The sequence below is a fragment of the Pedobacter nutrimenti genome (assembly GCF_032678445.1).
Classification (GTDB): domain Bacteria; phylum Bacteroidota; class Bacteroidia; order Sphingobacteriales; family Sphingobacteriaceae; genus Pedobacter; species Pedobacter nutrimenti_A.
Genome location: NZ_JAVTSQ010000021.1, coordinates 41796 through 68727, shown reverse-complemented (window position 1 = coordinate 68727; position 26932 = coordinate 41796). Strand labels below are relative to the sequence as shown.

Here is a 26932-nt window from a genome sequence, read left to right as displayed (position 1 = left end):
TCTCCTTTTATTGGTCCTTCTCTACGTAATTTTTATTTTTAAGGGATGAAAGATAGTTAAACCATCTATTGGAGTAGTTTAGTGTGCAATCAGTTCCTGTGCAAAACCACCGGGGTGATCCAGCTTCTTTCCTTTATCACCGGCCGGGAATACTTCAATCTCATCGGCACTATCGTGTATCAGCTTATTTTTCGAATCAAACAAACCAACCCTTACAGTAATGGCCTGGCGTTGCTGCACTGTAGGCATGGGGAATTTTAAATAGCCTTTAAAATCCGCGTTGCTGGCCCGCACTTCAACCGGTTTACTACCCGAATATAATACATTCTTTCCTTGTAGCACCTGATAACGCAAACGGCTCCCTCTTATCGGGTCGGCTTTATCGTTACACACGAAAACAGCAATATTGCACCTATCCCCCGAAAACCCATAAAAGGCATCAGGACGTAAATTGACTGCAATTGGGCGTAATGCATTCAAATAGGCGAAATAACCAGGTTTTGCCTGCCGATCAGCATCCATCAACGATTTCAACCAGCCGGCAGGCCATGCATCAATTAGCAAATGCACAGAAAATGAATTGAGATAATTATTTCGACGAAGTGCCTCGGTAGCCAAACGGATGGCCCAGTATTGAAATTGACGACTGCCTTTTACCCAATCCTGCACACTATTGTCCTTTAAATGCATCCATTTCAAGCCGATAGTTGGTGTTTGGCAGCCCGGAATATTGCGTGGGTCCCATTGGTCATCAACTTTCAACTGAAGCCATGCCGAAGGGTAATATTTTTTCATAAACGCAATATTATCCAGCCCTTCGGCGCCAAACTCGCCACAGCCATACATCCAGCCGGCACGGGTATCGTGCCATGCCCCGATATAATTATTTCTCATACCGTCGCCATACCAGATATCATAATCATGGTGGTCAGAAAACCGGGGTGCCAAATTCACATAATCACCCTCCACCCATTTACACACCTGCCCCGGGTTTATTACTCGCGCTGTGGAATCAAATCCATAAAATAATTGCTGATGTTGTTCACGGGTCATCATCATCGGTTTAGTGAAATCAGGTTCATTCAGATAGCTGACCAATGCATTGCTCGGATGGTTGCGCACCAATCGCAGCAGTTCCAGAAACTGCGCCTGCGCTTCGGACACAACATCTTTACGGTAACCATTAAATGCAGGCATATCGGTTTGAGCCAGTAGCCCAAGCTTATCAAAATAATCATACACCTCTGCCTGGCAAGGTTGCTGGGTCATGCGCCAAAAATTCATCCCTGCAATTTTGGCAAGCAGGATATCGTCAATTAACTGCCGGTAATCTTTACGCATCACACACTGCATGAGGTTACCCATCATATTTGCACCACGCAATTTTATTTCTTTTCCGTTCAGGTAAAAACGACCTTTCGGCACACTATTTTGCGATTGCACAAATGAGCGCATTCCGAACTGGCTGCTTGTGGCATCTACCAATTTACCCTGCTGTAGCAGTCTGATCTGTAACTGATACAACCAGGGTGTTTCGGGCGACCAGACACGAAGCCGACCAGCAGGAATGTTAATCTTAAACTTTAACGTTACAAATCGGTCCGTTCCGGGCTGTGTACTAATAGCCGCATGCCCTACTAATTTTTTATTAACCAGCGTTGCTTTGAAATTCTGGCCATATAATGAATAAACAACGTCAATATTTTTTGCCGCAGCAGGTACTTCAATTGACACCTCTGCCTTAGCTTGTTCTAGCAGGGGGTGCACAAACAAATCGTTAATATAGGCACTGTTCCTGCTTTCTAAAAAGCAGTCCTGCCAAATACCAAAGCCAGGAGGGCTGGACTTCCACCCGAGGCCAAAATCAGATTTATCCCAACCGGGGCCACCGCAAGCTGCAATTTTCTTTCCAAACTTTCTATTAGGACCGAGAAACCAATTATCGCCCATCATAATGGCATCATTGTACACCCTTATTTCTAACTGGTTTTTACCCTCATGCACAAACGGTTTGATGTCAAACTCAAATGCGCCGAATAAACCGGTATGTTCGCCCACTAATTTTCCGTTTACAAACACGCGGGCGATATAGTCAACCGCATTGAAATGTAGGAACAGTGAGGGGGCTGCCATTTGCTCCTTACCGATCAGCAAATCCCTTTTATATATCGCTTCTGCCTTATTGATTGGTCCTTCGTAATGGGGGATTTTCACCTTCCGCCAAACGGTGGAGTCTGCTACGTTTCGCACTGCGGCTAACGGATACAGACTACCCCTGGCATCAATAGCCATTTCGGTCGCGAGCAATTTCCACTGAAAAGTGTCCAGCATTACCCGTTTATGAAAATCAGGCAATTCCGGAGCAAAATTAGCAAGGAAGGATGCATAATGCTTGCGCATTTTCCGGAGCTCGATATCTAAACGTTGTTGTGTTTGAATGGCATCTCCGGCAACAAATGCTGCACCCGGAGTGGCAGTCAACGGCAACAACAAATGCGGCAGTACCGGTGCCAAATTCTTTTGCAGCCCCGGCACTTTTTCATGCTGCATATGTGCAAAATTTGCAAATATATCCTGCTCATTTTGGGCAGATGCAAAAAATATTGTGCCAAATATTGTAATAAACAATAACACTGTTCGTCGGCATATCCGACTTATAGAATCAATTTTTTTATTGACCATTTAGAGCCTGTTTAAATTGTGTTCAGTAATAATTTTATAACGGGAATGCTGCTAACAAATGTAATTTAACCCGCTGCAATAACAAACACTTTCATTTTATTATTGCAAATGAACAGAGGAAGATCATTCGTATAGCAGGTTAAGGTAATCCGTTTAAGTACACTGGATTCCATTTGTGAGGTACCTTTTCGATTCGCCATTGTGCTGGGCATTAGTATTTTTTAATCCTGAATTGGCAATTGTGACATCGCTGCTAACAATAGTATAAGGTGGGGCTTTCGGGAAATGGCACTTCGCTGAGTGCTTTTAACCTGGTTGGAAACATAAGGTTTGCCGGGGTTTGCATATCGGCGCCCTTATATTTAAGTTGGTATTGTCTTTGAAATTCTCTTGGAGATACGCCAACCAGTTCTTTAAACTGTTTATTAAAATTAGAACAATTATTATAGCCACAGAGAAAGCTTGTTTCGGATATATTATATTGGCCGTGCAGCAATAGCTTTGTTGCATGGCCAATTCTCACTTCTTTTATAAATTCTAATAAAGTCCGTGTGGTTTTCTTCTTGAAGAAACGACAAAAGGCTGCGGGAGTCATGGGCAAGATTTCAGCAATCATCGGCAAGGACATATCTTTTCTGAAATTCTGGAATATGTAATCATATACTTTGCTGATCTTTTGTCCTTCATCGGTACTTTCAACACTGTTGAAATAAGAGGAAGACAATACCTGGTTTGTATTTGACTGGGATAGTATGCCTAGTAATTGTAACATGAGTCCCATCCTTGTCATCCCTTTGGCCAAGCACATTTTCTGAATCACATTTTTTGCCAATGCAACCGTTATGCCTGAAAATGAAATCCCTTTGGATGCTTTATGAAGGAGATCATTCAGTTGTTTTGCCTCCGGTTTTTCCAATAGTTCTTTTCCCAAAAAATCAGGAAAGAAATGAATGGTAATTACCTGTGATGGAGCCGTTGGATCCAGCTTTTTTTTGTATTTCGAGCAATGGGGCAAATAGCTTCCAAGGAGCAGGAGCTGTGTTCCCTCAAAGTCCATAACATTGTCTCCAATAAAATGTTTGCCGCAGTAGTTTTCGAGTAAGGCAATTTCAAAATACTTGTGGGACCTTAAGGAATCACAATTTTTGTTTTCCAATTTCTCCAGCTGAATGGTAAAGCGCTGGTCTGGTGGAAACAGGAAGTTTTCGTAAATGCACTGCATAAATGAATGTGTATTTAAAGAAGTTAGCCTGATATTCATCAGGCTAACTTCTGGTTCCTATAATTATTATTCGAAGGGATTAAAGGTTCCTCCCCAGTTGTTATTTTGTGTAAATAATGAATTCCGATCTAAAATGGCTTTAGGAATACCATAAATATAGTATTGATCTTTGATGGCTATGTCAACGGCGTCTGTAGCAATCACCGTGGAGGTAAATTTGTTCCAGACGGTATTTATATCTGACATAGGACTTACATCCGATTGCCCTGGTTTAAGTAATACGGCTATACCATGGCGTTGAGGTAAAGCTCTTAGATAGTCAAACATTTTCCAGCGTCTTAAATCATTCATGCGCTTACCTTCAAAACAAAACTCAACAAACCGCTCTTTTTGATAGGCTTTACGAATATCTGATTGCTGCAGCGCAGTAATACCATAGTTACCGGTAGCACCTGGCAATACACCTGCACGGCTCCTGATTTGTTTTAATATGGCTAATGCCACTGAGGTGTTTCCTGTTTCATTGGCGCATTCTCCATAATTCATTAATACTTCCGCATACCGAATCTCTACCCAATCAACACCAGCATTATAAACACTGCCTTTATCAATAGTTTTATCGATGGCTTTTATGCGGTAAAAACTGGAGTTAGACCATAGGACGTCTTGTGTTACTGCGTTATGTACGCCTTCAAGACCTGTAGCACCGCTATAATTTGTGATGCTGGTAAAATAGGTCCACAGATAGGTTTTATCATCACGCATCCCTTTTAAATATTGGTTAGGGGATCCGTTGTAATAAATATTGGCATAAAACCGGTCGTCTCTGTTAAAGGATAGGGTATCGTAGCTTCTTGTTTTCGATTCCCAGGTGGAGCCGTCCTTCATAGGGAAAGCATTAACCAATTCTAATGACGGACGGTCGTAACCTACATCATCTTTAGACCAATCCAGGGGTATTAATCCGCCCTGAAAATAAACAGCTTGAGGATAGTTGTACCGGCGAACCATGACCACTTCTTTGTTTAACTCATCGTCCCAGATTTTGCTGTAAGGACTATACAATCCCTTGCCCCGGCCATCTAAAAATTCCTTGGCCGCTTTATTGACATCGTATGCCTTTTGCCATGAAGCAATACCTCCTAAACCATTAAACAAAGGGCTGGCATAAAATAACAATACCCTTCCTTTAAAGGCCAGCGCCACCCCTTTATCAATCCTGCCCAAATCATTATCTGTGAAAGCATCTGGCAATAAGGCCATAGCGTCATCCAGATCTTTTAAAATCTGAGTTACGCATTCTGATGTTTTATTACGGGGTTTCTGCAGTGTTGTTAAATCTGTAGAGGGCGGTTGGGCCTCCAATAGGAGTGGTACGCCACCATAATTACTCACCAACCTATGATAAGCCCAGGCTCTCCAGAATAAGGCCTGTCCCTTAATTTTGTCTTTATCCACTTGACTGAAAGTGGCCTTATCTACATTGGCTAACAAAATATTAATGGTTCGGATATTATTGTACACCTTAAAATCATTTTGTGAATCAAAGGTCGCAGTGCCTCTGAACCAATCATTGGTCTGTTTTTGATAAGGCACCCCCTCATCTGTGTTGTTCCCGGTTCCATAGGGATTACCAGGCATCAGATCTGAATAGATCTGATTTAAATAGGCGGTTGCCATATTTGCATCAGACCATACCTGATCAGGACCTACAGCAGAAAGATTTGTTTTATCGAGTACTTTACTACAACTCATCAGTAAAAAAAGAGCGGGAAGGATGAGTATTGCTATATTTAATTTATTCTTCATTTTTCTTTGTTTTAAATTTAAACACGCTTTCTAAAGCCTTACATCAATTCCTACGGTAAAAGTTTTCATGGTAGGGTAGCTCATGAATTGAGACACCTCAGGATCATACAACTTAAATTTGGTGATATTGAACAGATTTGATCCTGACACAAAAATCCGGGTGTCTTTAACAGATAATTTATTCAATATATTACTTGGGAGTTTGTAATTAATGTTCAGGTATTTCATCCGTAAAAATCCTCCATTATATACGTTGAAGGTAGAGGTCCATTGATAACCAGCGGAGTGAGGATCTCCCCATGGGTATATTTTGGGTGTAGAACCATTAGGATTTTCGGGACTCCAGGAATCTGCGTGGTATTCAGGCACCTTTCCGCCACCGCCGAAATTCCTGCCCCAGGCATCATTATAGGCTATTTTATACCCTGTGAGGCCGGAAAATAAGGCTTCTACCGTGAAGTTCTTATACGACATTGAAATATTCAGTCCATAAGAAACAGGGGCATTGTCTGCGCCGAAATAGTTACCCAGCACCACCTGATCATAACTATCTACTTTACCGTCTGGTTTGCCACCCGGACCACTAAGGTCTGCCAGTAACATATCGCCCAAGGCTGGTGCCACGCCATTGACGGTATAACCAGCTGGTAATTTATTCAGATCATCCTGCGTGCGCAAGATGCCCTCGGCCTGGTAACCATAACCATATGCCAGGGGTTTACCAATTGGGTTATTGTAGTCTTGAGTATTGGCCGCAACATCTTTCTTGACCACCTTATTTGTAGCATAGGTGAACATCCCTTTTACGTTATAGGTAAAGTCTTTGCCAATGTTGCTGGCATAACCGAGTTCAATTTCAATACCATGGGAATTCACTTTCCCATAATTTTCTGGTGGTAAAGACGCACCAAATTCATTTGGAATGGCCAGTATCCGGCTGCCTAATATGTCATAAGACTGACGTTTCCAGTAATCGAAGCTGAATCGTACATTTTTAAAAACTGTTGCATCTATCCCAATACCTGTTGATTTTGATTTTTCCCAGGTTAAATTGCTGTTGGGAAGACCTCCATAGGCTAAGCGTGGGGCAGGAGTGCCTGTGGCACCCAGATAATAACTGCCGTCCTGGATGATATATTGTTCCATCCATCTCCATCTGCTGTTGGGGTCATCTTTGTCCAGAATATCGTTACCTGTGGTGGCATAGGAAGCCCTCACCTTCAAGAAATCAACCGCACGGCCAAGCGCTGATGACTGGAAAAAATCTTCTTTGGAAATCACCCAACCGCCCGACACGGAAGGAAACCAGCCCCATCTTTTATCAGGAGCAAAGTTAGTTGAGCCATCTCTTCGAATAGATGCTGTAAAAAGATATTTAGCATCATAGTCATAATTAATCCTTCCTATATAGGATAACCGTCCAATTTGACCTTCATTACCTTTTGTTGACCAATCAGCATTGTTTGCACTGGTATATAAAAACTGATCTGTTGCAATGAGGGGGAAGTTATAACGATACATGTTAAAGAAATTCGTGTAGCCCTCATACTGCTCATAAACAGCCATCGCACCAATCGTATGTTTGCCAAATGTCCGGTCGTAATTGATCTGTGTATTCAGCTGATAAGTATTTGATTTATTGTATTCATTACCTAAATACTGTGTACCCGGATCTCCGCTCAAAACGGAACCCACCAATTCATCTGTGTAAATCAATCCATTGGGCCCTGTTTTCTTGAAATTATATAAGGTCTGTTTTTTAGCGAAGGTTTTGATATAGCTGTTGTCAAAGTTCTTGCTATAGGTAGCTTTCAAGCTCAGCCCTTCCACCTCCGGTATTTTGTACTCCGCAGTAAGTAAGGCATCTATCTGTTGATTGGTGTTACGCCAATATCCACCGTTTTTCATCATCTCTACAGGGTTCCCTAACCAGCCCGGATTATTCGGTTTACCATCGATATAGGGGGAAGCAAATACATCCCAATACAACAATTTACCCCAGAGATTATTCAGATCGTCGGAGCCATAGTCATAGGTAAAGTTGAAACGGTTACGGGTACCATAACTGGTCGCCATGTTCAGGCCAAGCGTTAGGTTTTTTACCAGGTTGGCTTGTACATTAGCTCGCAGATTGTATTTCTGATAGGATACTTGTGGTAAGAAACCATCTTCTTTAACATAAGATCCACCTATATAGCCCTTGATTTTTTCATTGCCGCCGGAAGCGCTTAATGAATAGCGCTGACTGGAAGGATTAGAATAAGCTGCTTTGTAATAATTATCGCCATTGGGATTATTTTTCAGCACCCAATTGATTTCTTCATCGCTCAGACCACCATTTACCGCTTTACTTAAATTCAGGCCGTCTTTTACTGGCATGTACTCCGGCAAGGTCCCCACCCGTTGTGTATTGTAGGTGGCGTTAAAATTGATCACAGCTGCGCCGCTCTTACCTGTTTTTGTGGTCACCAAAATGGCACCATTGGAAGAACGGGAGCCGTATATGGCTGCAGAAGAAGCATCTTTCAATACGGTAATGTCTTCTACTTCATTGGGATCTAAGGCGTCGAAACTTGTTTTGTCTCTGACTACGCCGTCAATTACATATAAAGGTTCAACGGCACTATTACTAAATGAAGAGCGGGCGCGTACTTTAACTGACGAGCCAATACCGGGTGTTCCGGTTGATGAACTGATGAAAATACCGGATAAACGTCCGGCAAGTACATTTGACAGATTGGTTGCAGGAATCAGCTGTATATCTTTTGCATTCATGGTAGAAACAGCTGAAGTCATTTTTGCTCGCTTCTGCACGCCGTAACCCACAGAGATGACCACATTCTCCAGTTCATTTTGTTGTGGAGACAGCGTGATCAGCATAGGCGCTGAAGTTACTTTAAGCTCCTTAGTGGCATATCCCAGAAAGGAGATGACCAGTTCGGCATTCTCATTAACCCCCAGTATTGTAAATGCTCCGTTCCCATCCGAAACAGTTGTTTTTGAACTGCCTTTAATTTTTATGGTTGCGCCTGATAAGGGTTTTCCATTTTCGTCTATAATTTTACCATTAATATTTATGGCATTCATAAAGGATATAAAATTATCGGTAACAGGTGCTTGCTTATTGATGACAATCATTTTGCCTTTAATGGTATAGCTTAAAGGCTGATCTTTTAAAGCAATTTGAAGTACTTCTTCTACAAGCGCGTCTTGAAAGTCTGCTTTTATGCTCCTCGTGTTCTTTACATTTTTTTCAGACCATATGATGTCATATCCCGTCTGTTTATTGATTTCGTTAAACAACTGTTTTAAAGATGTACTTTTCTTTATATAGGTTAGCCTTTGCGCAAAGCCTGCTGCAGAAACCTGCATCATACCCGCAATTAGAAAAATAACAATTAGTTTCATTGTTGCCAGAAATTTAAGTATGTAGCCTCGTGGCATACAAAAATCTTTAGTATATTTTTTATACATTTGGTTGTTTGGTTTAGTGCAAAAAGAGTGCGCTGTCCAAGGCTTAAACACGCTTTTTGAATAATCAGGAAATAATTGTTTCAATTGTTTTCGGTTTTACCAAATTCTATTCAGGGGTGTTTCTGCACCTCTGAATATATTTCAAACCTTTCAATTCTGATCGTTAAGAGTCTGGTCTGTATCTGTTCATGGTGTAATTTGGTTTTATGGTTTGTTTATAATTGATTACAAAAGTTAATTTTTATTTTTAACAATGATCTTTTTTCCCTTGAGGTCAAAGGATACCTCTCCTGTAAGTTCAAGCATTTCCAAAACTTTAGATACTTTTGTATATTTCGTCATAACACCTCCAAATTCGGTGTTTTTAAGCGATGGGTCTTCAAATACCACATCAACATCATACCATCTCGAAACTTTTCTCATGATGCTTTCCAGGGATTCATCACTAAATCGGAAATAACCATCTTTCCATGCAATGACATTTTCAGCATCAACAGGGATTACTTTGAGTTCGTCTTTTCCAAGTACCGCTTGCTGGTTTGGTTTTAATAAAGTACCATTTATATCTACACTTCCCTCCAGCAAAGTCGTCTTGCTTTCCGGTTCATCCTGATATCCGTTAATGTTAAAATGTGTTCCATGAACGGTAACTTGCTGTCCCTCAGAAATTACACGAAAAGGTCTCTGTTGATCTTTGGAAACCTCGAAATAAACTTCACCAGTTATAAATACTTTCCGTTCCTTCAGCCCGGCAAAACTCACCGGGAATTTAACCGAAGACCCTGAATTTAGCCATATATGAGAACCATCAGGTAAAATGAGCTGGTATTGTTGCCCTCTTGATGTGGTTAGCGTATTGTAAATTAAATGATCTGTATGCTGATGGTCGATCTGCTTATAAATAAGTTGGCCATTTTCGGCCTTTTGAACCTCAACTCCTGTTTCTTTTAACAGTTTCTCATCAATGGTATTGGAGAGTACAAGTTTTCTTCCGCCTGAGAGCGTAAGGGTGGCCATATTTTTACCAGGCATAGTTCCATCCTGCATAATTTTGGCAGTGCTTTTGGGGCTGATTTGCTGGTGTTTAAGGAATAACAGCCCAATTCCTATAGTCAAAATGATGACCATGGCAGCTGCAATATTCCTCCACATCTTTAAGGTTCTGGGGCGGCTGGTCTCTACTTCTTTTTTAATTCTTTTGAGAATGGCCTTTCTATGGGCATCTTCTTGTTTTGCATACAATGGGGATACTTCAATAGGCTCAACAGGGATTTGATTAAACCAATGGTCAAACTCCATCTTATCTTCCTGGCTAAGTTTGCCTTGAAGATATTTATGAGCAATCTCCTGAAGTCTTACTTTATCTTTTGTTCCCATCATCTTTTTGTATGACCATTTATTAACAAGTATCATAACTCAGACAAATGACACAAAAAAAAATAAAAAAATAAATGATCAGGAATTTACAGTAGAAAACCCGAAAGGAAAATATGAAGTTTTGCCCGAAATATCCTTTTTGTTCTCACCAAACTGGCATTTACAGCCTTCTCGGTCATGCTCATTTCATTCGCAATTTCTCTGTGGCTCATTCCTTGCTCCTTACTCATACGATAGATCAGCGCGGTTTTCTCCGGAAGTTGTGCAATCATGTCTTCCAGAAGGGAATACAACTCTTCAAACTCTAAATATTGCTGAGTAGAATCATCCAGGATATCATAATTTAGAGCATTTTTTTCTTCTACTAATCTTTTTGTCCTTTCCCGGCTTAAAAAATTCAGTACCCGGTATTTTATAGAAACGATCAGGTAGTTTTTAAAATCTGAACTGATCTGCAACTGGTCTTTTCGCTTCCATAGCGAAACAAAGACGTCTTGAACAATATCTTCAGCGGCTGTCATATTACCGGTTTTTTGAGCCGCGTAATAAAGTACCTGTTTCCAGTGGCGGTTGTAAATCTCAGTAAAAGCACCGTCATCTCCTTCAGAAAATAAAGAAATGAGCTCTAAATCCGTAAGATTATGATAGGTCGCTATCTTTAGGAGAGGTATCATAACATGCTATTTGGTTTTAGTAGAGTAAGTTGCTGCTTACTTTTCACTGATCAGGAACTGGCATCTAAGCTAATAAATAAACAGAATAGTTGTTTAAAAATTATCACTTTGCTAATTGTGCTGATTCTTCTGCTGTTTTGGCTGATTCAAGTTCTGATGTTTAAGCAAAAAAAACATCTATTTTGGTCAATTTAGCATCAGTAAAGAAGAGCTGAAAACTGGTTATTTGAGTTCATGATTATCGGAAATAAAAAAATTAAAAGATAATGAAAAGAATTAATCTGGGATTTTTACTGTTGGTTGGTTTTACCACATTTGGACAAAACAAACCGTCTGAAATACCGTCTGTAAATCCGAATGTTAAGGAGATCATTGTGATTTTTAAAACACATTTCGATATTGGCTATACTCATCGTGTGAAAGATATAGTGCAATACTATCGTACCGAAATGATAGATAAAGCATTAGACATCATGGACCAAACAAAGGACTTGCCTAAAGAACAGCAGTTCGCCTGGACAGCTCCGGCCTGGGTAATGGCTAAGGTACTCGAAGACTGGCCCGGACAAACACCAGAAAGACGCCGGCGATTAGAAGATGCCTTTAGAAAAGGGCGATTTGTAACCCATGCTATGCCATTCTCTGTTCAATCGCAAATTTTGTTTCCAGAAGATGTAGCCAGGTCTTATGAATCGGCGTCTTTTGTTAACCGTAAATATGGATTGTCATTGCCTTGGGCCGCTAAAATGACGGATGTACCCTCTCAGGCAGGTGTTTTGGCAACTGGACTGGCTCAAGGTGGGGTGAAATTTATGCATATAGGAAGTAATTGGCCTAGTCCTTATGTAAAGTATCCTCCGCTTTTTTGGTGGGAAGGCCCAGATGGGAGCCGCGTTTTGACACTTTATTCACATGATTATGGAACTACGCTTGGCTTGGGATTTAATACATGGGGCGAAAATGATGTTACTATTGGGCGAAACCTTATTCCGCCAACTGATTGGCCTTATCCTGTATGGCCTGCAATTTTTGTGACTTCTGATAATTCCGGGCCTCCAAGTGCCGAAGCTGTAAAGGCATTATTTGATGAAGCTGCTAAAAGGATGCCTGGCGTAAAGGTTAGGGTGGGAAGGCTTGAAGATTTTGCCACTGCAATTCAAAAAATACATCTTAAACTACCTGTTATTAAAGCCGAGGCACCTGATACCTGGATTCATGGTAATATGGGAGATCCCGGTGGAATGAAGATTTCCCGTCATATTAATCCACTAATACCTGCTGTGGAGGGCCTAAATACTCAACTCAAAAATTGGAATATTGCTGTGGCAGATCCAACCAAAGATATTTCGGAAGCTTATGAAAATGTTTTACTTTACGCTGAACATACCTGGGGTGGTGCAAGTTCTGTTGATAAATATGGAGAAGCATTCAAAAAACTGTCCCCGGACAGTTATAAGGATCTGGAAGGATCTTGGGAAGATAAGACAGATTATATTCGAAAAGTAGAGAATATTATAAAACCGATGTTGTCAAAAAATCTGAATGCTCTTGCTCAAAATGTCAACATCGCAGGTAAACGTTTTGTTGTTTATAATCCACTCCCATATGCTCGCTCAGGATGGGTGGAAGTAAAGAATGAAAACAAATTCATCTATGCTCAGGATATTCCCCCGAGTGGTTATAAAACATTTACAGAAAAGGATTTGACAGCAAATAAATTAAGCGTGTCAAATTCAAACCAGATGGAAAACAAATACTTCATCATTAAATTAGATCCTGCCCGTGGTGTCATTTCTTCATTTATTGATAAGCGCACAGGAAGGGATTGGGTTGATGCCAATGCTAAAGAGGGTTTAGGGCAATATATGAATGAACGGTTTACTTATGAACAAACTGTAAAGTATGTGACCGATTATCAGGGTAATCGTGCTATAAGTGAAAAGGGGAACTGGCTTCATCCTGGTTTATATAAGCCTGGGATGATTTCAGAAAAACAAGTTCCATATCGTGCAGCTTTATCTAAGAATGGAACGTTGAGCATCACCAATGATGGGTATCAGCAAACCGCTATAGTTGATATGCCTTCTGATACCACAAATCATTTCCCCGCTTCTTCTTTGAAGGTAACATTACAAAATGATGAACCATTTGTTGATATGGAAATTACCATTAAAGATAAGGCAAAAGACAACTGGCCAGAAGCAGACTGGTTCTGTTTCCCATTTAAATTGAATTCAGCTAAATTTACAGTAGGAAAGTCTTTAGGTATGATGGATCCTTCAAGTGATATTATAGAAGGTGCAAATAAAGACTTGTACGCTGTGGGAACTGGAGTTACCATAACAGATTTGGATGGATCCGGTATTGCTTTTTCTCCGTTTGATCATCCATTACTTAGTTTGGATAGACCCGGGATTTGGAAGTTTTCTAAAGATTTTGTCCCTAAAAAACCAGTTATTTATCTTAATCTTTATAATAATCAATGGAATACTAATTATCGTTACTGGTATTCTGGTACCTGGAGTTCTAAAGTCAGAATTTGGACTTTTACTAAAAATAGCACAACAGAGTCCAGATTAGTAACACCAGCTCTCGAAGCACGTACCCCGTTGTTAATAGCAGAAGCTGAGGGTAAAGCGGGTTATCTTCCTGTCGAACAAAGTGGGATTTCTGTTTCAAAAAAAGGGATACAGATTACAGCCTTTCGTCATGATGCTAGAGAGAATCCAGTATTTGCAACAGCTCCAGTTGACAAAAAACACACCTTGTTTCGATTATGGGAGCAAGGGGGTGTTTCTGGTAATCTTAAAGTAACTTTCCCTAAAGGAGTAAAGTATACTAAAGCAACCCCGGTAAACCTTCGTGGGGAGATAACGGGTAAACCTATCCCAGTCATTGACAACAAGCTTAACTTAATGATCAAAGCCTATGCCCCTATAAGTATTGTATTGCAATAGATAAAAATCAAACGTATTTTTCTTGGGTGCAGATCCGTAAAACTAATCAGAAAACTCATTGTATGTCCCTTCTTCTGAAGTGATGCTTTTAAGCAATCGTTTGTGTTGTGCTTAAATGAAAAGATAATTTATTTAGTTTCTATATTCAAAATTGGTTGTTGATTATTGAGGAGATTCATTATTTATTCATAAAGAAAATGCTAAAATTAAGTAGGATTATAGGTTTGTTAAATTTAATCTTTTTGGTTTCTCCGGCTTTTGCCCAGGAAATTAAATATGAAACAGCAACAGATTTATGGGCTGATACCTTAGGTAATCATCGTGCGGTTATACAAGTAGATAAGCCGGAAAATGCAGTGGAAGTCAACATTGACTGGCGTAGAAGGGACTTGAATGCTGCTGACCGGTGTCTGATCATTACGAATGAAAAAGGTGTTGCTGTTCAAAATATATATCGTATTGAAATCAACCGGGAGTTTGGACATTTTATTTTCCAGCCAAACAGCGGTATTGGTAAGTATTTTGTTTATTACTACCCCTGGAAAGGACACAAGTACGATGGGGGTTTTAGCGGGGATTATATGAAAAAGGAGGATAGCCCTTCAGGTGCCTGGCTTGCTGAAAATAAGATTGGATCCAGGGGTGATGTAAATTTTTCAAAAGCAAAAGTTTTAAAAATAGAATCCCGTACTGCTTTTGATAGTTTTTATCCAATGGAGGTTGTTGCAAAACAATCGGAAGTAAATGCATTGACTGCAAAAGAACAGAAATCTTATTTGATCTTTCCGGAGGATAGAAAAAATGCGATTAAAATGTTTGAGGATATCCCTGTTAAATGGATTAAATCGGGGGCATCCAACTCCTTTACCGGAACTGCCCTGAAAGATGAATATTATGTTTTTCAACTGGGTGTTTTTGCATCAAAAGCAGCGCTTAAAAACATCAAATTATCCTATATTAATGCTCCCTATCCAATTACCTGTTTTAATTTGGAAGGCAATGACTCTAAAGGCAATTACTTTAAAAAGAATGTAAGTTTAGCTAAAGGTAAAGTGCAGCCGTTATGGATTGGTTTGGATGTTCCTAAAAGTGCTTTGGCGGGTACCAGGACATTTCAAATCAAAGTAAAGCCGGAAAATGCTGCTGAGCAAATTGTAACGGTTAAAATTCATATAGACAACAAAACGATTAGCAACAGGGGAGATGATGAACTATGGCGTTATTCCCGCTTGCGCTGGTTAAACTCTACCATGGGTATTAATGATAAAAATACCAGGAATTATAGCCCCTTACAGGTAAATAACCTGGAAATTAAGGCTAAAATGACACAAGTTGTTTTAGATCATCTGGGGATGCCGGCCAAAATCTCTATACACAACAAACAAATTTTGCAAAAGCCAATTTCTTTTGAAATAGCAACAGATAAGGGTGTTCTGCAGTTAAATGCAGGTAAGGTCCAGTTTATAAAAAGAGCATCTGGAATTGTGACATGGACGAATACTTCGGAAAATGAAAAAGTGAAAATAGTTTGCCTGGGGACCATGGAATCTGATGGTTATTTGCGCTATAGCTTGCAAGTGCAAGCAAAGGAGAACTTTACAGCAAAGGATTTGCACCTTAATTTACCTGTAAACAAAGGCGATGCGAAATATTTTATGGGAATGGGCAGGCCTGCTGAGCTAACGCCCGAAAGTTATAACTGGAAATGGAAGGGACCACAGGATGCTTATTGGATAGGAGACTATGATGCCGGATTGTATTGTAAGCTTTTAGGTGCTACTTATGCCGGGCCGTTACTTAACTTATACAGACCTGCGCCGCCTCAATCCTGGTACAACAATAATGCAGGTGGTTTTAACATCAGTTCAACTGAAAAAGCAGTCAACACGCAAACTTTTACCGGCGAAAGAATATTAAGAAAAGACAGTGTTTTAAAGTTTGAGTTTTCTTTATTGATCACGCCTTTTAAGGAGATTGATCCAAAAAGTCAGTTTACGGACAGGTATTACCAGGACTATATGGGAAATCCAACTCCGCCTCAGTCTGCGATTGATGCAGGGATAAAAATTATCAATGTCCATCATGCCAATCATTTTAACCCCTATATCAACTATCCTTTTATACGGGCCGATAGCATTAAAGCTTTTGCCGATAAATGGCATAAAAGAGGCATCAAATCTAAAATATATTACACCATACGTGAGTTAAGCAATCAGACTGCTGAGATTTGGGCTTTACGAAGTTTAGGTACAGAAATTTATGCCGATGGGGATGGGGGTGGTTATATGTGGCTGCAGGAACATTTGGTTAAAAATTATGATGTACAATGGTTTACACCAATTGTAGGCTATGAGGCCTGTGATGCAGCAATACGTACCAGTGGTGATTCTCGCTGGTTTAATTATTATATTGAAGGTTTAAATTGGTTATTGCGTAAAACGGACATTGATGGCTTGTATTTAGATGATGTTTCTTACGACAGGACGATGTTAAAACGGATGCGTAAGGTTATGGAAAATGTGAAGCCGGATGGTATGATCGACCTGCATTCCAATACAGATTTTTCTAAAGGACCTGCAACACAATACACGGAGTTTTTCCCTTACATTAATAAGCTGTGGTTTGGAGAGAGTTTTCTTTATAAAAAAATGTCACCGGCAAATTGGCTGGTTGAAACTTCAGGTATTCCTTTTGGTTTAATGGGAGATATGTTGTTTCAATGTGGAAATACAGCCAGAGGAATGCTTTATGGCATGTCGGCAAGACTTGGATGGAGTACTGATAATATGGTTTGCGACCCGAAACCATTATGGAAAGCCTGGGATGAGTTTGGAATAGCTGATGCTAAAATAGCAGGCTATTGGCAAGCTGATGCTGTGGTAAAAACATCAAACCCAAATGTTTTGGCAACGGCTTATGTGAAAAACAACAAAATGTTAATTTCTATAGCCAGCTGGGAAAAGGACAAAACGGAGGTTACACTGACCATTGACTGGGAAAAATTAGGTTGGAAACCAGGAAATGCAGTACTCAAAGCAAAAGCCATAGAGAATTATCAACCTGCTAAAACCTTTGCATTAACAGATAAAATTATGGTAGAACCCTTAAGTGGATGGTTGCTTGAAATTGACAGATAAATAATTTAGTTGGCATAAGATTTCTTTGAAATAATAATAAATCCTCCTTGACCGGGAGAAACGTCAATCTTTTCCAGATTGGCGTACTCCTGTTTTTCCTGAAGGCCGGCTACGGCAGGTGCAAGGATCGAAGCCTGCGCTGGCGTCATCTTTAAGGCATTCCAATCTGGAGTAAGCTGGATCTGTACATGCTCTTTAGCCCAGCTGGCGTAAACGATCAATATCTTGTCCTGCTGTTGGTAAACGGTTACTTTGACATCCTCACGGTTGCATTTTACGGGGATGGCGGGATCCCAATAGCCAATCATTCTGGAATTCTGGATACCAAAACTGTCCCAAAGTTTCCATAGGGCAGCAGGATCACAACCCAGCCAGCCCAGGCGGGAGGTCATTCCGTAAAGCATACCCCGGTAAGCATTTCCACAGCCATTGAGCATTTCGCCGTATAGCCCAAAAGGTAGACCAGCTACTTCCGTTAGCCAGTAATCCGGTGCTTCGTTGTAATTATATCCTTCACCCAGCCAAAGAGTATTGATGCAGGGAAAGAGTTCCATGTATTGATTGGCAGGGCTGTTCATTCCATAAGAAGCACTGAAATTATTGCCGGAATGGAAGTCAATCAAACAACTGTCTGCTGATCTGTCCAGTACTTTGCGGACCCGTTTCATGATTTCCCGGTCGTAACCCACACCGTCCAGATAGATCCCACGCATTCCGGTATTCTTGGCCAGCCAGCCCAGCCCTTCCAGGTAATAGTTGTGCAAACGGGAAAGTCCCTGTGTGCGGATGGACATATCATATTCACCACCTTGCAGTGGGGTATGCCAGGCGGCGTCGTACCTGGTGCGGAGGTGTTCTACCAGCCAGGGTCCTCCTTTTGCATAGAGATTGCCTCCAAGTCCATCATCTGCAAACTGATCGGCCAGTTGTGCTCCAAGGCCAGGTGTGAAAATTTCATCACCCAGACTGCGGAATGCCCAGATCTCGGGTGCATAATTGCTCAACTCCCGGACTGTATAATAGATTTTGGTCCTTATTCCGGATTTTCTATTTGCTGAGATGTACTTCTTTAAGGTATCTGTAGTTAGGAATGGATAATTGATATAAGGGTTCAACAAGTTGCCCTGGTGAACGTTCATAACAGTAGCGCCTTTATCCAAGGCTTCTTTTCTCCAGTTGTCTACCGGAGGATCGGCTTGAAAATACCGCTCGTTCCAATGGTTATTGTCCAGCGGTTTAAGGGGTGTAATCAGTAAGCCGAAATTAAGGTGAATGCTCTGGCCTGCATGAAGCGTCTTTTTGCCTGTAAAGGCTTTAAGCATCACCTGTCCTTTAGACTGTCCTTCGTCATCTAAGGTACATCCCCCAAGTCCTTCATTGCTCCAGTCTTTATAAGTACCGGTCTTACTGAAATTATACAGTGACCAGTCCGGACTTTCATGCTTGAGTTTGCATTGAAGACCTGCATTCATATCTCCAAGCCAAATCAGGTTATTGGCCAGTTGTTTATCCCATTTCCAGTCCCAATGATCTGGCCTTTTGCCCCCTTTTCGGCCCAGTCCCATCATATAGGTGGCTACTTTGGAGGAATAGGGGATCTGTAGTTGAATGTCATCAAGGGGCAGGTCTTCTCCGGCCGTTAGTACAACCTGGTAATCGATATGCCCATCGCATTCCATTTTCGCAGCAATTTCAAGCAATGTTTTTCCATTGTGTAATTGGGTCTTCCAGCTTACTGCACCTTCTGATTTCTGAGTGATAAGCGGTTTACTACCCTTCCATAGGAGCTCTTTACCCTTATATATAGCCGTCAAACGCATGGAACCATTCAGAATATCCTTGTCTGGTCCGCCGGTTCTGTCGTTAGAACCTGTAAAATTGCTGGTGATTTTTTCTGGTAAGCCGTATTGGTTAAAACGGAGTTCCCGGCCTAAAATCCGAATGGTATTATCCCGAAGCTGAACAGGAGTATAGGGCTTGTACAGGCTGTCGTCCAACCCGATCTTTGAATCGAGCCAATTGAGCCTTGCCATCCTGAACAATTCTCCGTAGCCGCGATCTGCCAGTACGGAATCCTGCACATTCAGCCTGATGGTGACCTTCCGGCTTTCTATACCTTCTGCCTGAACTTCTATCTCTCCTTCATAGGCACCTGGTTTGGCCGTAGAGGAAATGTCTATACCGATCCACAAAGGCTGGACTTTATCTTTTTGAATATCTACTTTTTTGGTGAAAGTTTTGCCCAGCCAGTCTGTTCCGGCCATGTTGAAACAGCGGATGGCCGATCTGGGGATCTTGGCACCCTGTTTATCTCTTAGATCGGAGAAGATCAGATGCACATTTCGCAATTCCTGGAAAGGCGTATATATGCCCAGCTGAAAAGCAAAGAATTCATTTCGCAAGGCTGTAGCGTTAAAGGGCTCGTTGTCTTTTCGTTGCGTCCAGCGCACAGGGATATCAGCATCCATACGGATCGGGTGTTTTCTGTCCTCGGGGAAAAGGAGGAATTCCTTGTTCTTATTGGCAGACAGCAGGTCTTTCCTCTCACTGGCCGTAGCAACGATTTCCATAGGATAGAAACTGTCGAACTCCGTTACAGATTCGAAACGAAGTAGCTGGGCAGAAGCTAATTTTCCGCCTTCATTTTTCAATGTCCATTTGGGATCTGCAGTTTCGTGTGCAACTGGATAGACTGTATTTGGGAAATACCAGCTGCCGGTATTTTTATAGGGCAGGTAATATAAATAATAAAGGCCTTTTCCGGTACTTGGTTCGAAAGCCAGATCTGCAAATTCTTTACCGAGTGTCTGGAAGCTATAGTTGTGTATAGATTTTCCGTTTGAAGCATCTACCAGGATAACGGATTTGCCAGCAGGGTTGTCTACCCGTCTCCAGGGGATATGGACCACAACAGATGGAGCATCGGTACTTACTTCTATCACTGCCCGGTGGTTGCCAAACTCCTTGCGGTCCCATTGGCCGGTTCCATAAGGAATCGTTTGGGCAGATAATTTTCCAATACCTTGCAAAAGCATCAGCGAAGCACCGAATATGAATGAAAATATCTGAGCTTTACGCAGCAATTTCCCAAAATCTGTCATGCAAAAATGTTTTAGATTTGAAAATTAGTTAATCAATTTTGAAATTTAGGTTTAAGGTCAAAAATGCATAAGTATTGATCAAAATAACAGAGCTTTTAATCTTATAATTCAGCTTGTTGGTCAAAATAACATCTGTATTGGTCAAAATAGTATTGATTTATCAACCAAATGGAATCTTATTACAAGATCAAATTGCTGTATATTCGTTACAAATAAAAAGTCATGAGCTTTAGTATCAATGCTTATGACCAAAGTTTGTACGGTTAAAGTTACAAGCAATATGAATAGTGTATAAATTAACGCTTATCGGCATAATTAGTTTTTAACCAGCACTTTTAAATAGTTTTGTGAAGAAAATAAGTGATATAGAACTTGTTCGCCTGGTTAAGGCGGGCAATAGGGCGGCTTTCAACGAACTATATGAACGTTATTGGGAGGTAGCGTATGATATTGCCTACAAACAATCGCATGATGAGGATGACGCCAAAGATATTGTTCATGATGTCTTTATCCACATTTGGACCAAACAGGGACAGTTGAGCATTGACAAATCTTTTATAGCCTATCTGTATACCTGTTTGAAAAACAGGATTATTGATAAAGCCAGAAAGGAAAATTTCAGATTAAAGCAATTGGAGATCTTACGGTATACACTTTCAGAAGAAGACAACTCCACAATGGAACATCTTATTTCCAGAGAATTAGGAGGGCAAATCGAATTGAAAGTAAATAGCCTTCCGGAGAAAATGAAAGAAGTTTACAGGCTTAGCCGGGAAGAAGAATTATCAATTGAAGAGATTGCAGAAAAGTTGTCCTTATCTCCACAGACTGTAAAAAATCAAATCAGTAGTGCTTTGAAACGCCTGCGTTCGTCTATTTATACCGTCATTGGTTTTTTATGAGTTTAAAAAGCTATCGGGTATAGAATGTTCCCTTACCTACACCGTTCTTTTGCAATTGCTTGCTCAACACTAAGTTTTCCAAATGCTTTTTAATGGTATTTCTATTGGCCCCGGTAATGGTAACAATATTACTAATAGTTACTTGTCCCCTTGATTTTACCAGTTCTAAAATATCTACAGACAATTGCGGAAGTTGTCCCAATAATAAATATTCTTTCTCCAATTTTGTCTCCAATCTTTGTTTTTGTTTCAATAAGGCTTTCAAAAAAAACAATACCCAGGGATGCCAATCAGGAGCCTCATTTTCCAATGTTCCCTGTGTTTGTCTAAGTGCCAGGTAGTATCCTTCCTTGCTATGTTCAATAATAGATTCCAATGAACTGTATGGCACATAAGCATATCCTGCTGATAGCAATAAATAAGTAGTCAATACCCTCGAAAGTCTTCCATTACCATCTTGAAACGGATGTATTGCTAAAAATTCTACAACAAAAATAGCAGTCACCAATATTGGATGTAATGATTTATTAGCCAGGGTTTCATTTGTCCACTCTACTAAATGTTGCATTCTTAATGGTGTATCAAAAGGGCTTGCCGTAACAAAAATAACCCCAACACTTTTACCACTAGCATTAAATGCCTCTACCTGATTGCTATGTTTTTTGTATTCCCCTCTATGACGGGAGTCCTTATCACTATACTTTAATAAGTCTCTGTGAAACTGTCTTATGTAATTTTCAGTAAGAGGAATTTCCTGATAATTTTCAAAAACGGTATTCATTACTGCTGCATAACCTGCAACTTCTTGCTCGTCACGATTTTCAAATTTTTGAATCTGTAAATTAAATAGTAGTACTTCCACCTGCTTGTCACTTAACTTACTGCCTTCTATCCGGGTTGATGACCCTATACTTTCGATAGTAGCGACTCTTCGCAACGAAGTTAATTGTTCAGGTGCAAGATTGCCCAATACCCTCCATGTACCTTTAAATTCATCAATGCCCGAAATAATGCTTAAAATTTCAGGAGTTATTCTAAGTGAGTTGATCTTCATTATCCAAAAATATACCCAAAAATACCCATAAAAGAATAAATACCCAAAAGAATACCCATAAATATCCATAAGGATATTTACTTAAGTAATTTTAGGTCATAATATATAAAGTAGGCCACTAAAAGATGTAGACTTTATTTTAAAAAAAAATGAAATCTATATAGTACCATAATCTGGTACATTCGTCTATTAGATATACGGCCACATAGAACGAATGGATTTAAACGAATTATATAGAAAATTTGGTCTCAAAAGAGAACCTTCGTCCATAAAGGATGAAGTTGAACGGGAGAGAATTAAGCAGGAGATCTTAAACAGGATCAATGAGACCAAATTGAACTTCGATCAGCATAAGATAAAAGAAGACAGGAGGAGTAATCACCTTGTTCCTCTTTTAAAGATCGCGGCTTCTATTGTTCTTTTATTGGCTATAGGTACATTGACGTATAAATCTGTTGTTAAGAGAAACAGTGAAATTGACTACCTCACTTTTAGCGCCCCTAAAGGACAAATTATCCAGGTGTTGCTGCCTGACGGTTCAAAAGTCTGGCTGAATGCAGCCTCTACAATTAAATACCCGAGGCACTTTAATAAAACCCGGGATATTTACTTGTTAGAAGGAGAAGCTTACTTTGATGTAACGCACAACCCGGCTAAACCATTTATTGTTCACGCCTCAAACGTTAGTACAAGGGTTTTAGGCACCGCGTTTAGTGTTAAGGCCTACAGGGCATTACCAACTGTAACCGTTACTGTAGCGAGAGGAAAAGTACGTGTAAATGAAAAAGAGAAGCAGTTGGGGGTATTGACTCCCGATCAGCAATTGGTTTTTGAAAAAGGGAACCACTCGGTTCGAAATGAAACTGTCAATTCGTCTTTTGCAACAGCTTGGAAACAAGGTGACTTTATTTTAACGGGTGCTTATTTTAGTGAAATCATGCTGGCCATTTCAAACCGGTATAATGTAGAGATCATTTATGATCATAAAGTTTTCAGTAATTGTCAGAACAGTATTCATTTTACAAAAAATGAGTCATTGGCAGAGGTGCTATCCGTATTAAAGGAAATACAAGGAATAAATTATACAATAAAAAATAACCAGATCATCATTACAGGCAAGCCATGTAAATAGTCAAGAAAATAAACCAACAACTTTAACTAAATATGAACTTAAATCTACAAAAGTTAAGGCGACGTGTCGCCCAGGGAGGGCTATGCGCCTTACTCAGCATTGCTACATTAACCACATGGGCGGCGGCCCGCCTTCAGGATCTTCAGGAAATTAAAGTGACCATAGGCTTTAAAGGGGGAGAAACGCTTGAAAAAGCATTTGGCCGTTTAAGTGAAGTATCAAAAATTCCGTTTAATTATAACCATAATGAGCTTAGGCAGGTCTCTGCTAAACATTTGGAGTTTAAGAACGAAGCGTTAATCCATGTATTGAATTCCATTTTAAGCGGTACAAATTTTCAATATAAAGAAAGCAATCATGGTATTGTTATTTATTATAAACCTGTTGAAAAACAAAGTGCTTCTAAAACGGTAGCCGAACAGGCAATTGTACATGGAGTTGTCTCAGATGAAACAGGGCCTCTGCCGGGGGTAACAATAAGTGTTAAGAACAGATCGAGTACAACCATCACCAGAGCCGATGGAAGCTATTCGATAAAAGCAGAGCAAGGAGATGTTCTGCTGTTTTCTATGCTCGGTTACAAAACAAAGGAGGTTGTAATTGGTACGGAAACCAATATTAATCCAATGTTGGAGCCAACAACGAATTCGTTAAGTGAAGTAGTGGTAGTGGGTTATGGAACACAGAAAAAGATAAATGTAACGGGTTCTGTTGTAACTGTTGATGCAAAAGATTTTGCCGACCGACCAGTTACCAGTGTGACAAATGCCATACAAGGTAAAATGGCAGGCATCACCATCACCACAACAAATGGACAGCCGGGAAGGGATGATGGTACAATAAGAATACGTGGTATTGGTTCTGGTTTGGGATCTGCTGGAGCAAGTGCCAGTCCTATTGTTATTATTGATGGTGTACCTGGTTCAATGGGGGAGGTAAACCCAAATGATATTGAATCTATTTCAGTACTAAAAGATGCAGCCTCCTCTGCTATTTACGGAGCACGTGCTTCCAATGGAGTCGTTTTAATCACCACCAAGAAAGGGAAGAAAGGAGCACTTCAACTGCATTACGATATGTATGCAGGCAAGCAAAGCATAAACAAACGTCCGGATTTTTTACCGTCCTGGCAGCAAGCTGAATTGTATAATGAGGCTAGGGCAAATGAAAAGCTGGCACCTAAATGGACAGCAACTGATATTCAATTGTTCAAAGACGGAAGCGATCAGACCGGTGCACACCCGAATACCGACTGGTTGTCACTTTTGTACACTGAACCTGGGTTGCAGCAAAATCATAATCTGAGCCTGAGTGGTGGCGATGAAAAAACAAAATATATGTTTTCACTGGGTTATCTGGGGCAAAAAGGAAATGTGAAAGGCACAAGCTTTCAAAAATACAATGCTTTGTTTAACGTGAGTTCACAATTGAACAAAAGTCTTGCAATTAATGCTCGCTTAGGTTTTTTATATTCTCCGTTTAATGAACCAGTAAGTACCTATGCAACAGGTTTTTCGCAACTTGTTCGTATGATTAACCGGGTGTCTAACACGGTTCCTTATAAGTGGGGTAATGGTGCATACGGCTATGTGGCGGATGGCAGCCCGATGGCGTGGCTGGAATCTGGATCCTATAACAGAACACAAGACTATAGACTTACCGGTAATGTGGGCTTGGACTGGTCTCCTTTGTCGGGTTTGCATGTTAAACCCAATTTTGCCTATCGTTTAGCCACAGGCCAGGGGCAACAGTATGTTAACGATATTCAGTATTACTCCGGCGGCCCCGCTGGCACTCCTCTTGTACCAACTAAATATGAAGGGCCTAATAATTTAACCAATAGTAACAATAGAACAACTTATACGCTGGTACAGGCAGTGGCCGATTATGAAAAATCTATCAGCAACAATAATTTCAAATTGCTGATCGGTGCATCTCAGGAGCATTCTGCCTACAATGATTTCTCTGCTTATCGTCAGGGATTCCTGAACAATTCGTTGCAGCAAATTAATGCTGGTCCTCAATCGGGTCAATCTACAACCGGTAGTGCAAATGAGTGGGGGCTGGAATCGGCTTTCAGCAGGTTGAACTATAATTTTGAGGAGAAGTATTTGTTTGAAGCGAATTTTCGGGCGGATGGATCTTCCCGCTTTGCGCCAGGCCATAGGTGGGGGTTCTTCCCTTCTGCTTCTGCGGGATGGGTAATTTCAAGAGAGGATTTCTTCAGTCCTTTGGCTGATGTGGTAGACGTATTTAAATTGCGTACTTTTTGGGGCAAACTGGGTAACCAGCAGATTTCCAATAATTACGCCTATTTTGAATCCATCGCTACCAAGGACAATCAATATTCTTTCAATCAAAATTTATCCACAGGTATTGCGCCAGGAACGGGAGGAAATCCGAATGTTTCCTGGGAAGTAACAGAGTCTTACGGTGCTGGTTTGGATGCTGTTTTGATACACAATAAGCTTAATTTTTCAATTGATTATTTTGTAAAAAATACGAACAACCCTTTGATGCCGGCTGTGGTTGGTGCACCTTATGCTTTCACCGCTCCATATGTAAACGTAGATGGTGGTATTAGTAATAAGGGTGTTGAAATCTCTACAGGCTATGCAGATGCGATTGGAAATGTGAAGTATAGTGTGAATGGAAATTTTTCCTACACGGAAAATAAAGTGACCAGGTTAACTGGTGGTAAGGTGATTAACGGAAATACTTTTTACGATGTGGGTACGCCGCTAAATTCTCTCTATGGTTTTCAGGCAGAGGGGATTTACCAGAGCGCAGCAGAGGTCAACGGAACAGCCGTGCTTAATAATAAGGTCTCTGCCGGAGATATTAAATATAAAGACCAAAATGGTGATGGTAAAATTGATGCGGATGATAGAGTTTATTTAGGTACTTATTTTCCAAAAATCACCTACGGGCTTACATTAGCGGCCGATTGGAAGAATTTTGGACTATCTCTTTTCTTGCAAGGTACAGGTGGTGTAAAAGCCATGGGGGGGAGCATGATTGGCCAGATCGGGGCAGATGTTCAGAAACCAACCCCCGTTTTTTTAGATAGATGGACATCAACCAATCCAAGTGAAACCTTTCCGAGGCTGTGGTATAATAACAAACAAAATGACCCGGGGAGTAATCCTTCTTCCTTTTGGGTAAAGGATGCGTCATACCTGCGGGTTAAAAATTTAACTTTCTCTTATACGATTCCAACAACTTTGGTTAAAAAAATAGGTTTAAGCAATCTCAAAGTATATTACAGCGGACAGAATTTGCTCACCTTCACTAAGTTCTACAAATGGATTGATCCGGAGATCGGGTCTGCAGGAAGTATTTACAGCTATCCACAGGTAATAACGAATACCATTGGTTTGAATGCCTCATTTTAAAATGAACATCGTAAAA

The 26932-nt window shown here is 40.5% G+C and carries 13 protein-coding genes; 5 read left to right on the top strand and 8 right to left on the bottom strand.

Annotated elements, in window-relative coordinates; translation table 11 throughout:
* Positions 1-78: 78 nt before the first annotated feature.
* The 6 genes from R2S08_RS27410 to R2S08_RS27385 form a co-directional block, all read right to left on the bottom strand.
* Positions 79-2550 carry a glycoside hydrolase family 2 protein gene (locus R2S08_RS27410; protein ID WP_316838093.1) on the bottom strand — a complete coding sequence of 824 codons (2472 nt, stop codon included), beginning with the start codon at positions 2548-2550 and terminating at the stop codon, positions 79-81.
* 385 nt (positions 2551-2935) lie between these two features.
* Positions 2936-3943, bottom strand: coding sequence for an AraC family transcriptional regulator (locus tag R2S08_RS27405; protein ID WP_316838092.1), 1008 nt, complete (start codon positions 3941-3943; stop codon positions 2936-2938).
* Between the two features lie 27 nt (positions 3944-3970).
* On the bottom strand, positions 3971-5713 hold the full coding sequence (locus R2S08_RS27400) for a RagB/SusD family nutrient uptake outer membrane protein (protein ID WP_316838091.1): 1743 nt from the start codon (positions 5711-5713) through the stop codon (positions 3971-3973).
* Positions 5714-5743: 30 nt separating this feature from the next.
* On the bottom strand, positions 5744-9121 hold the full coding sequence (locus tag R2S08_RS27395) for a TonB-dependent receptor (RefSeq protein ID WP_316838090.1): 3378 nt from the start codon (positions 9119-9121) through the stop codon (positions 5744-5746).
* A gap of 300 nt (positions 9122-9421) precedes the next feature.
* A complete protein-coding gene (locus tag R2S08_RS27390; RefSeq protein ID WP_316838089.1) occupies positions 9422-10567 on the bottom strand; it encodes a FecR family protein in 1146 nt (381 codons plus the stop codon).
* An 83-nt stretch (positions 10568-10650) separates the two neighbouring features.
* The gene (locus tag R2S08_RS27385) at positions 10651-11238 is read right to left on the bottom strand and encodes an RNA polymerase sigma-70 factor (protein ID WP_316838088.1); all 588 of its coding nucleotides are present in this window, start codon (positions 11236-11238) and stop codon (positions 10651-10653) included.
* Between the two features lie 266 nt (positions 11239-11504).
* Here R2S08_RS27385 and R2S08_RS27380 point away from each other — a divergent pair, with 266 nt between their 5' ends.
* Positions 11505-14195 carry a hypothetical protein gene (locus R2S08_RS27380; RefSeq protein ID WP_316838087.1) on the top strand — a complete coding sequence of 897 codons (2691 nt, stop codon included), beginning with the start codon at positions 11505-11507 and terminating at the stop codon, positions 14193-14195.
* Positions 14196-14392: 197 nt separating this feature from the next.
* Entirely contained in the window at positions 14393-17332 is a 2940-nt protein-coding gene (locus R2S08_RS27375) for a glycoside hydrolase domain-containing protein (protein WP_316838086.1), read from the top strand.
* Positions 17333-17337: 5 nt separating this feature from the next.
* Here the strand turns inward: R2S08_RS27375 and R2S08_RS27370 are convergent, their stop codons facing one another.
* Positions 17338-20433 (bottom strand): glycoside hydrolase domain-containing protein, encoded by a 3096-nt coding sequence (locus R2S08_RS27370; protein WP_316838085.1) that lies wholly within the window; start codon positions 20431-20433, stop codon positions 17338-17340.
* Positions 20434-20780: 347 nt separating this feature from the next.
* Between R2S08_RS27370 and R2S08_RS27365 the strand changes: the two genes are divergently transcribed.
* Positions 20781-21335, top strand: a complete 555-nt coding sequence (locus tag R2S08_RS27365; RefSeq protein WP_316838084.1) for an RNA polymerase sigma-70 factor — start codon at positions 20781-20783, stop codon at positions 21333-21335.
* Positions 21336-21345: 10 nt separating this feature from the next.
* Here R2S08_RS27365 and R2S08_RS27360 read toward each other — a convergent pair whose 3' ends face one another.
* Positions 21346-22389, bottom strand: a complete 1044-nt coding sequence (locus R2S08_RS27360; RefSeq protein WP_316838083.1) for a Fic family protein — start codon at positions 22387-22389, stop codon at positions 21346-21348.
* A gap of 214 nt (positions 22390-22603) precedes the next feature.
* Between R2S08_RS27360 and R2S08_RS27355 the strand changes: the two genes are divergently transcribed.
* Positions 22604-23521 (top strand): FecR family protein, encoded by a 918-nt coding sequence (locus tag R2S08_RS27355; protein ID WP_316838082.1) that lies wholly within the window; start codon positions 22604-22606, stop codon positions 23519-23521.
* 32 nt (positions 23522-23553) lie between these two features.
* Positions 23554-26916, top strand: a complete 3363-nt coding sequence (locus tag R2S08_RS27350; RefSeq protein ID WP_316838081.1) for a TonB-dependent receptor — start codon at positions 23554-23556, stop codon at positions 26914-26916.
* Positions 26917-26932: the final 16 nt, after the last annotated feature.

What these genes read in the sequence shown, in the direction of transcription:
- R2S08_RS27385 (WP_316838088.1), bottom strand. Translation starts at nt 11,238, where the DNA reads ATGATACCTCTCCTAAAGATAGCGACCTATCATAATCTTACGGATTTA.
- R2S08_RS27410 (WP_316838093.1), bottom strand. Translation starts at nt 2,550, where the DNA reads ATGCAGCATGAAAAAGTGCCGGGGCTGCAAAAGAATTTGGCACCGGTA.
- R2S08_RS27400 (WP_316838091.1), bottom strand. Translation starts at nt 5,713, where the DNA reads ATGAAGAATAAATTAAATATAGCAATACTCATCCTTCCCGCTCTTTTT.
- R2S08_RS27405 (WP_316838092.1), bottom strand. Translation starts at nt 3,943, where the DNA reads ATGAATATCAGGCTAACTTCTTTAAATACACATTCATTTATGCAGTGC.
- R2S08_RS27355 (WP_316838082.1), top strand. Translation starts at nt 22,604, where the DNA reads ATGGATTTAAACGAATTATATAGAAAATTTGGTCTCAAAAGAGAACCT.
- R2S08_RS27370 (WP_316838085.1), bottom strand. Translation starts at nt 20,433, where the DNA reads ATGACAGATTTTGGGAAATTGCTGCGTAAAGCTCAGATATTTTCATTC.
- R2S08_RS27380 (WP_316838087.1), top strand. Translation starts at nt 11,505, where the DNA reads ATGAAAAGAATTAATCTGGGATTTTTACTGTTGGTTGGTTTTACCACA.
- R2S08_RS27360 (WP_316838083.1), bottom strand. Translation starts at nt 22,389, where the DNA reads ATGAAGATCAACTCACTTAGAATAACTCCTGAAATTTTAAGCATTATT.
- R2S08_RS27350 (WP_316838081.1), top strand. Translation starts at nt 23,554, where the DNA reads ATGAACTTAAATCTACAAAAGTTAAGGCGACGTGTCGCCCAGGGAGGG.
- R2S08_RS27390 (WP_316838089.1), bottom strand. Translation starts at nt 10,567, where the DNA reads ATGATGGGAACAAAAGATAAAGTAAGACTTCAGGAGATTGCTCATAAA.
- R2S08_RS27375 (WP_316838086.1), top strand. Translation starts at nt 14,393, where the DNA reads ATGCTAAAATTAAGTAGGATTATAGGTTTGTTAAATTTAATCTTTTTG.
- R2S08_RS27395 (WP_316838090.1), bottom strand. Translation starts at nt 9,121, where the DNA reads ATGAAACTAATTGTTATTTTTCTAATTGCGGGTATGATGCAGGTTTCT.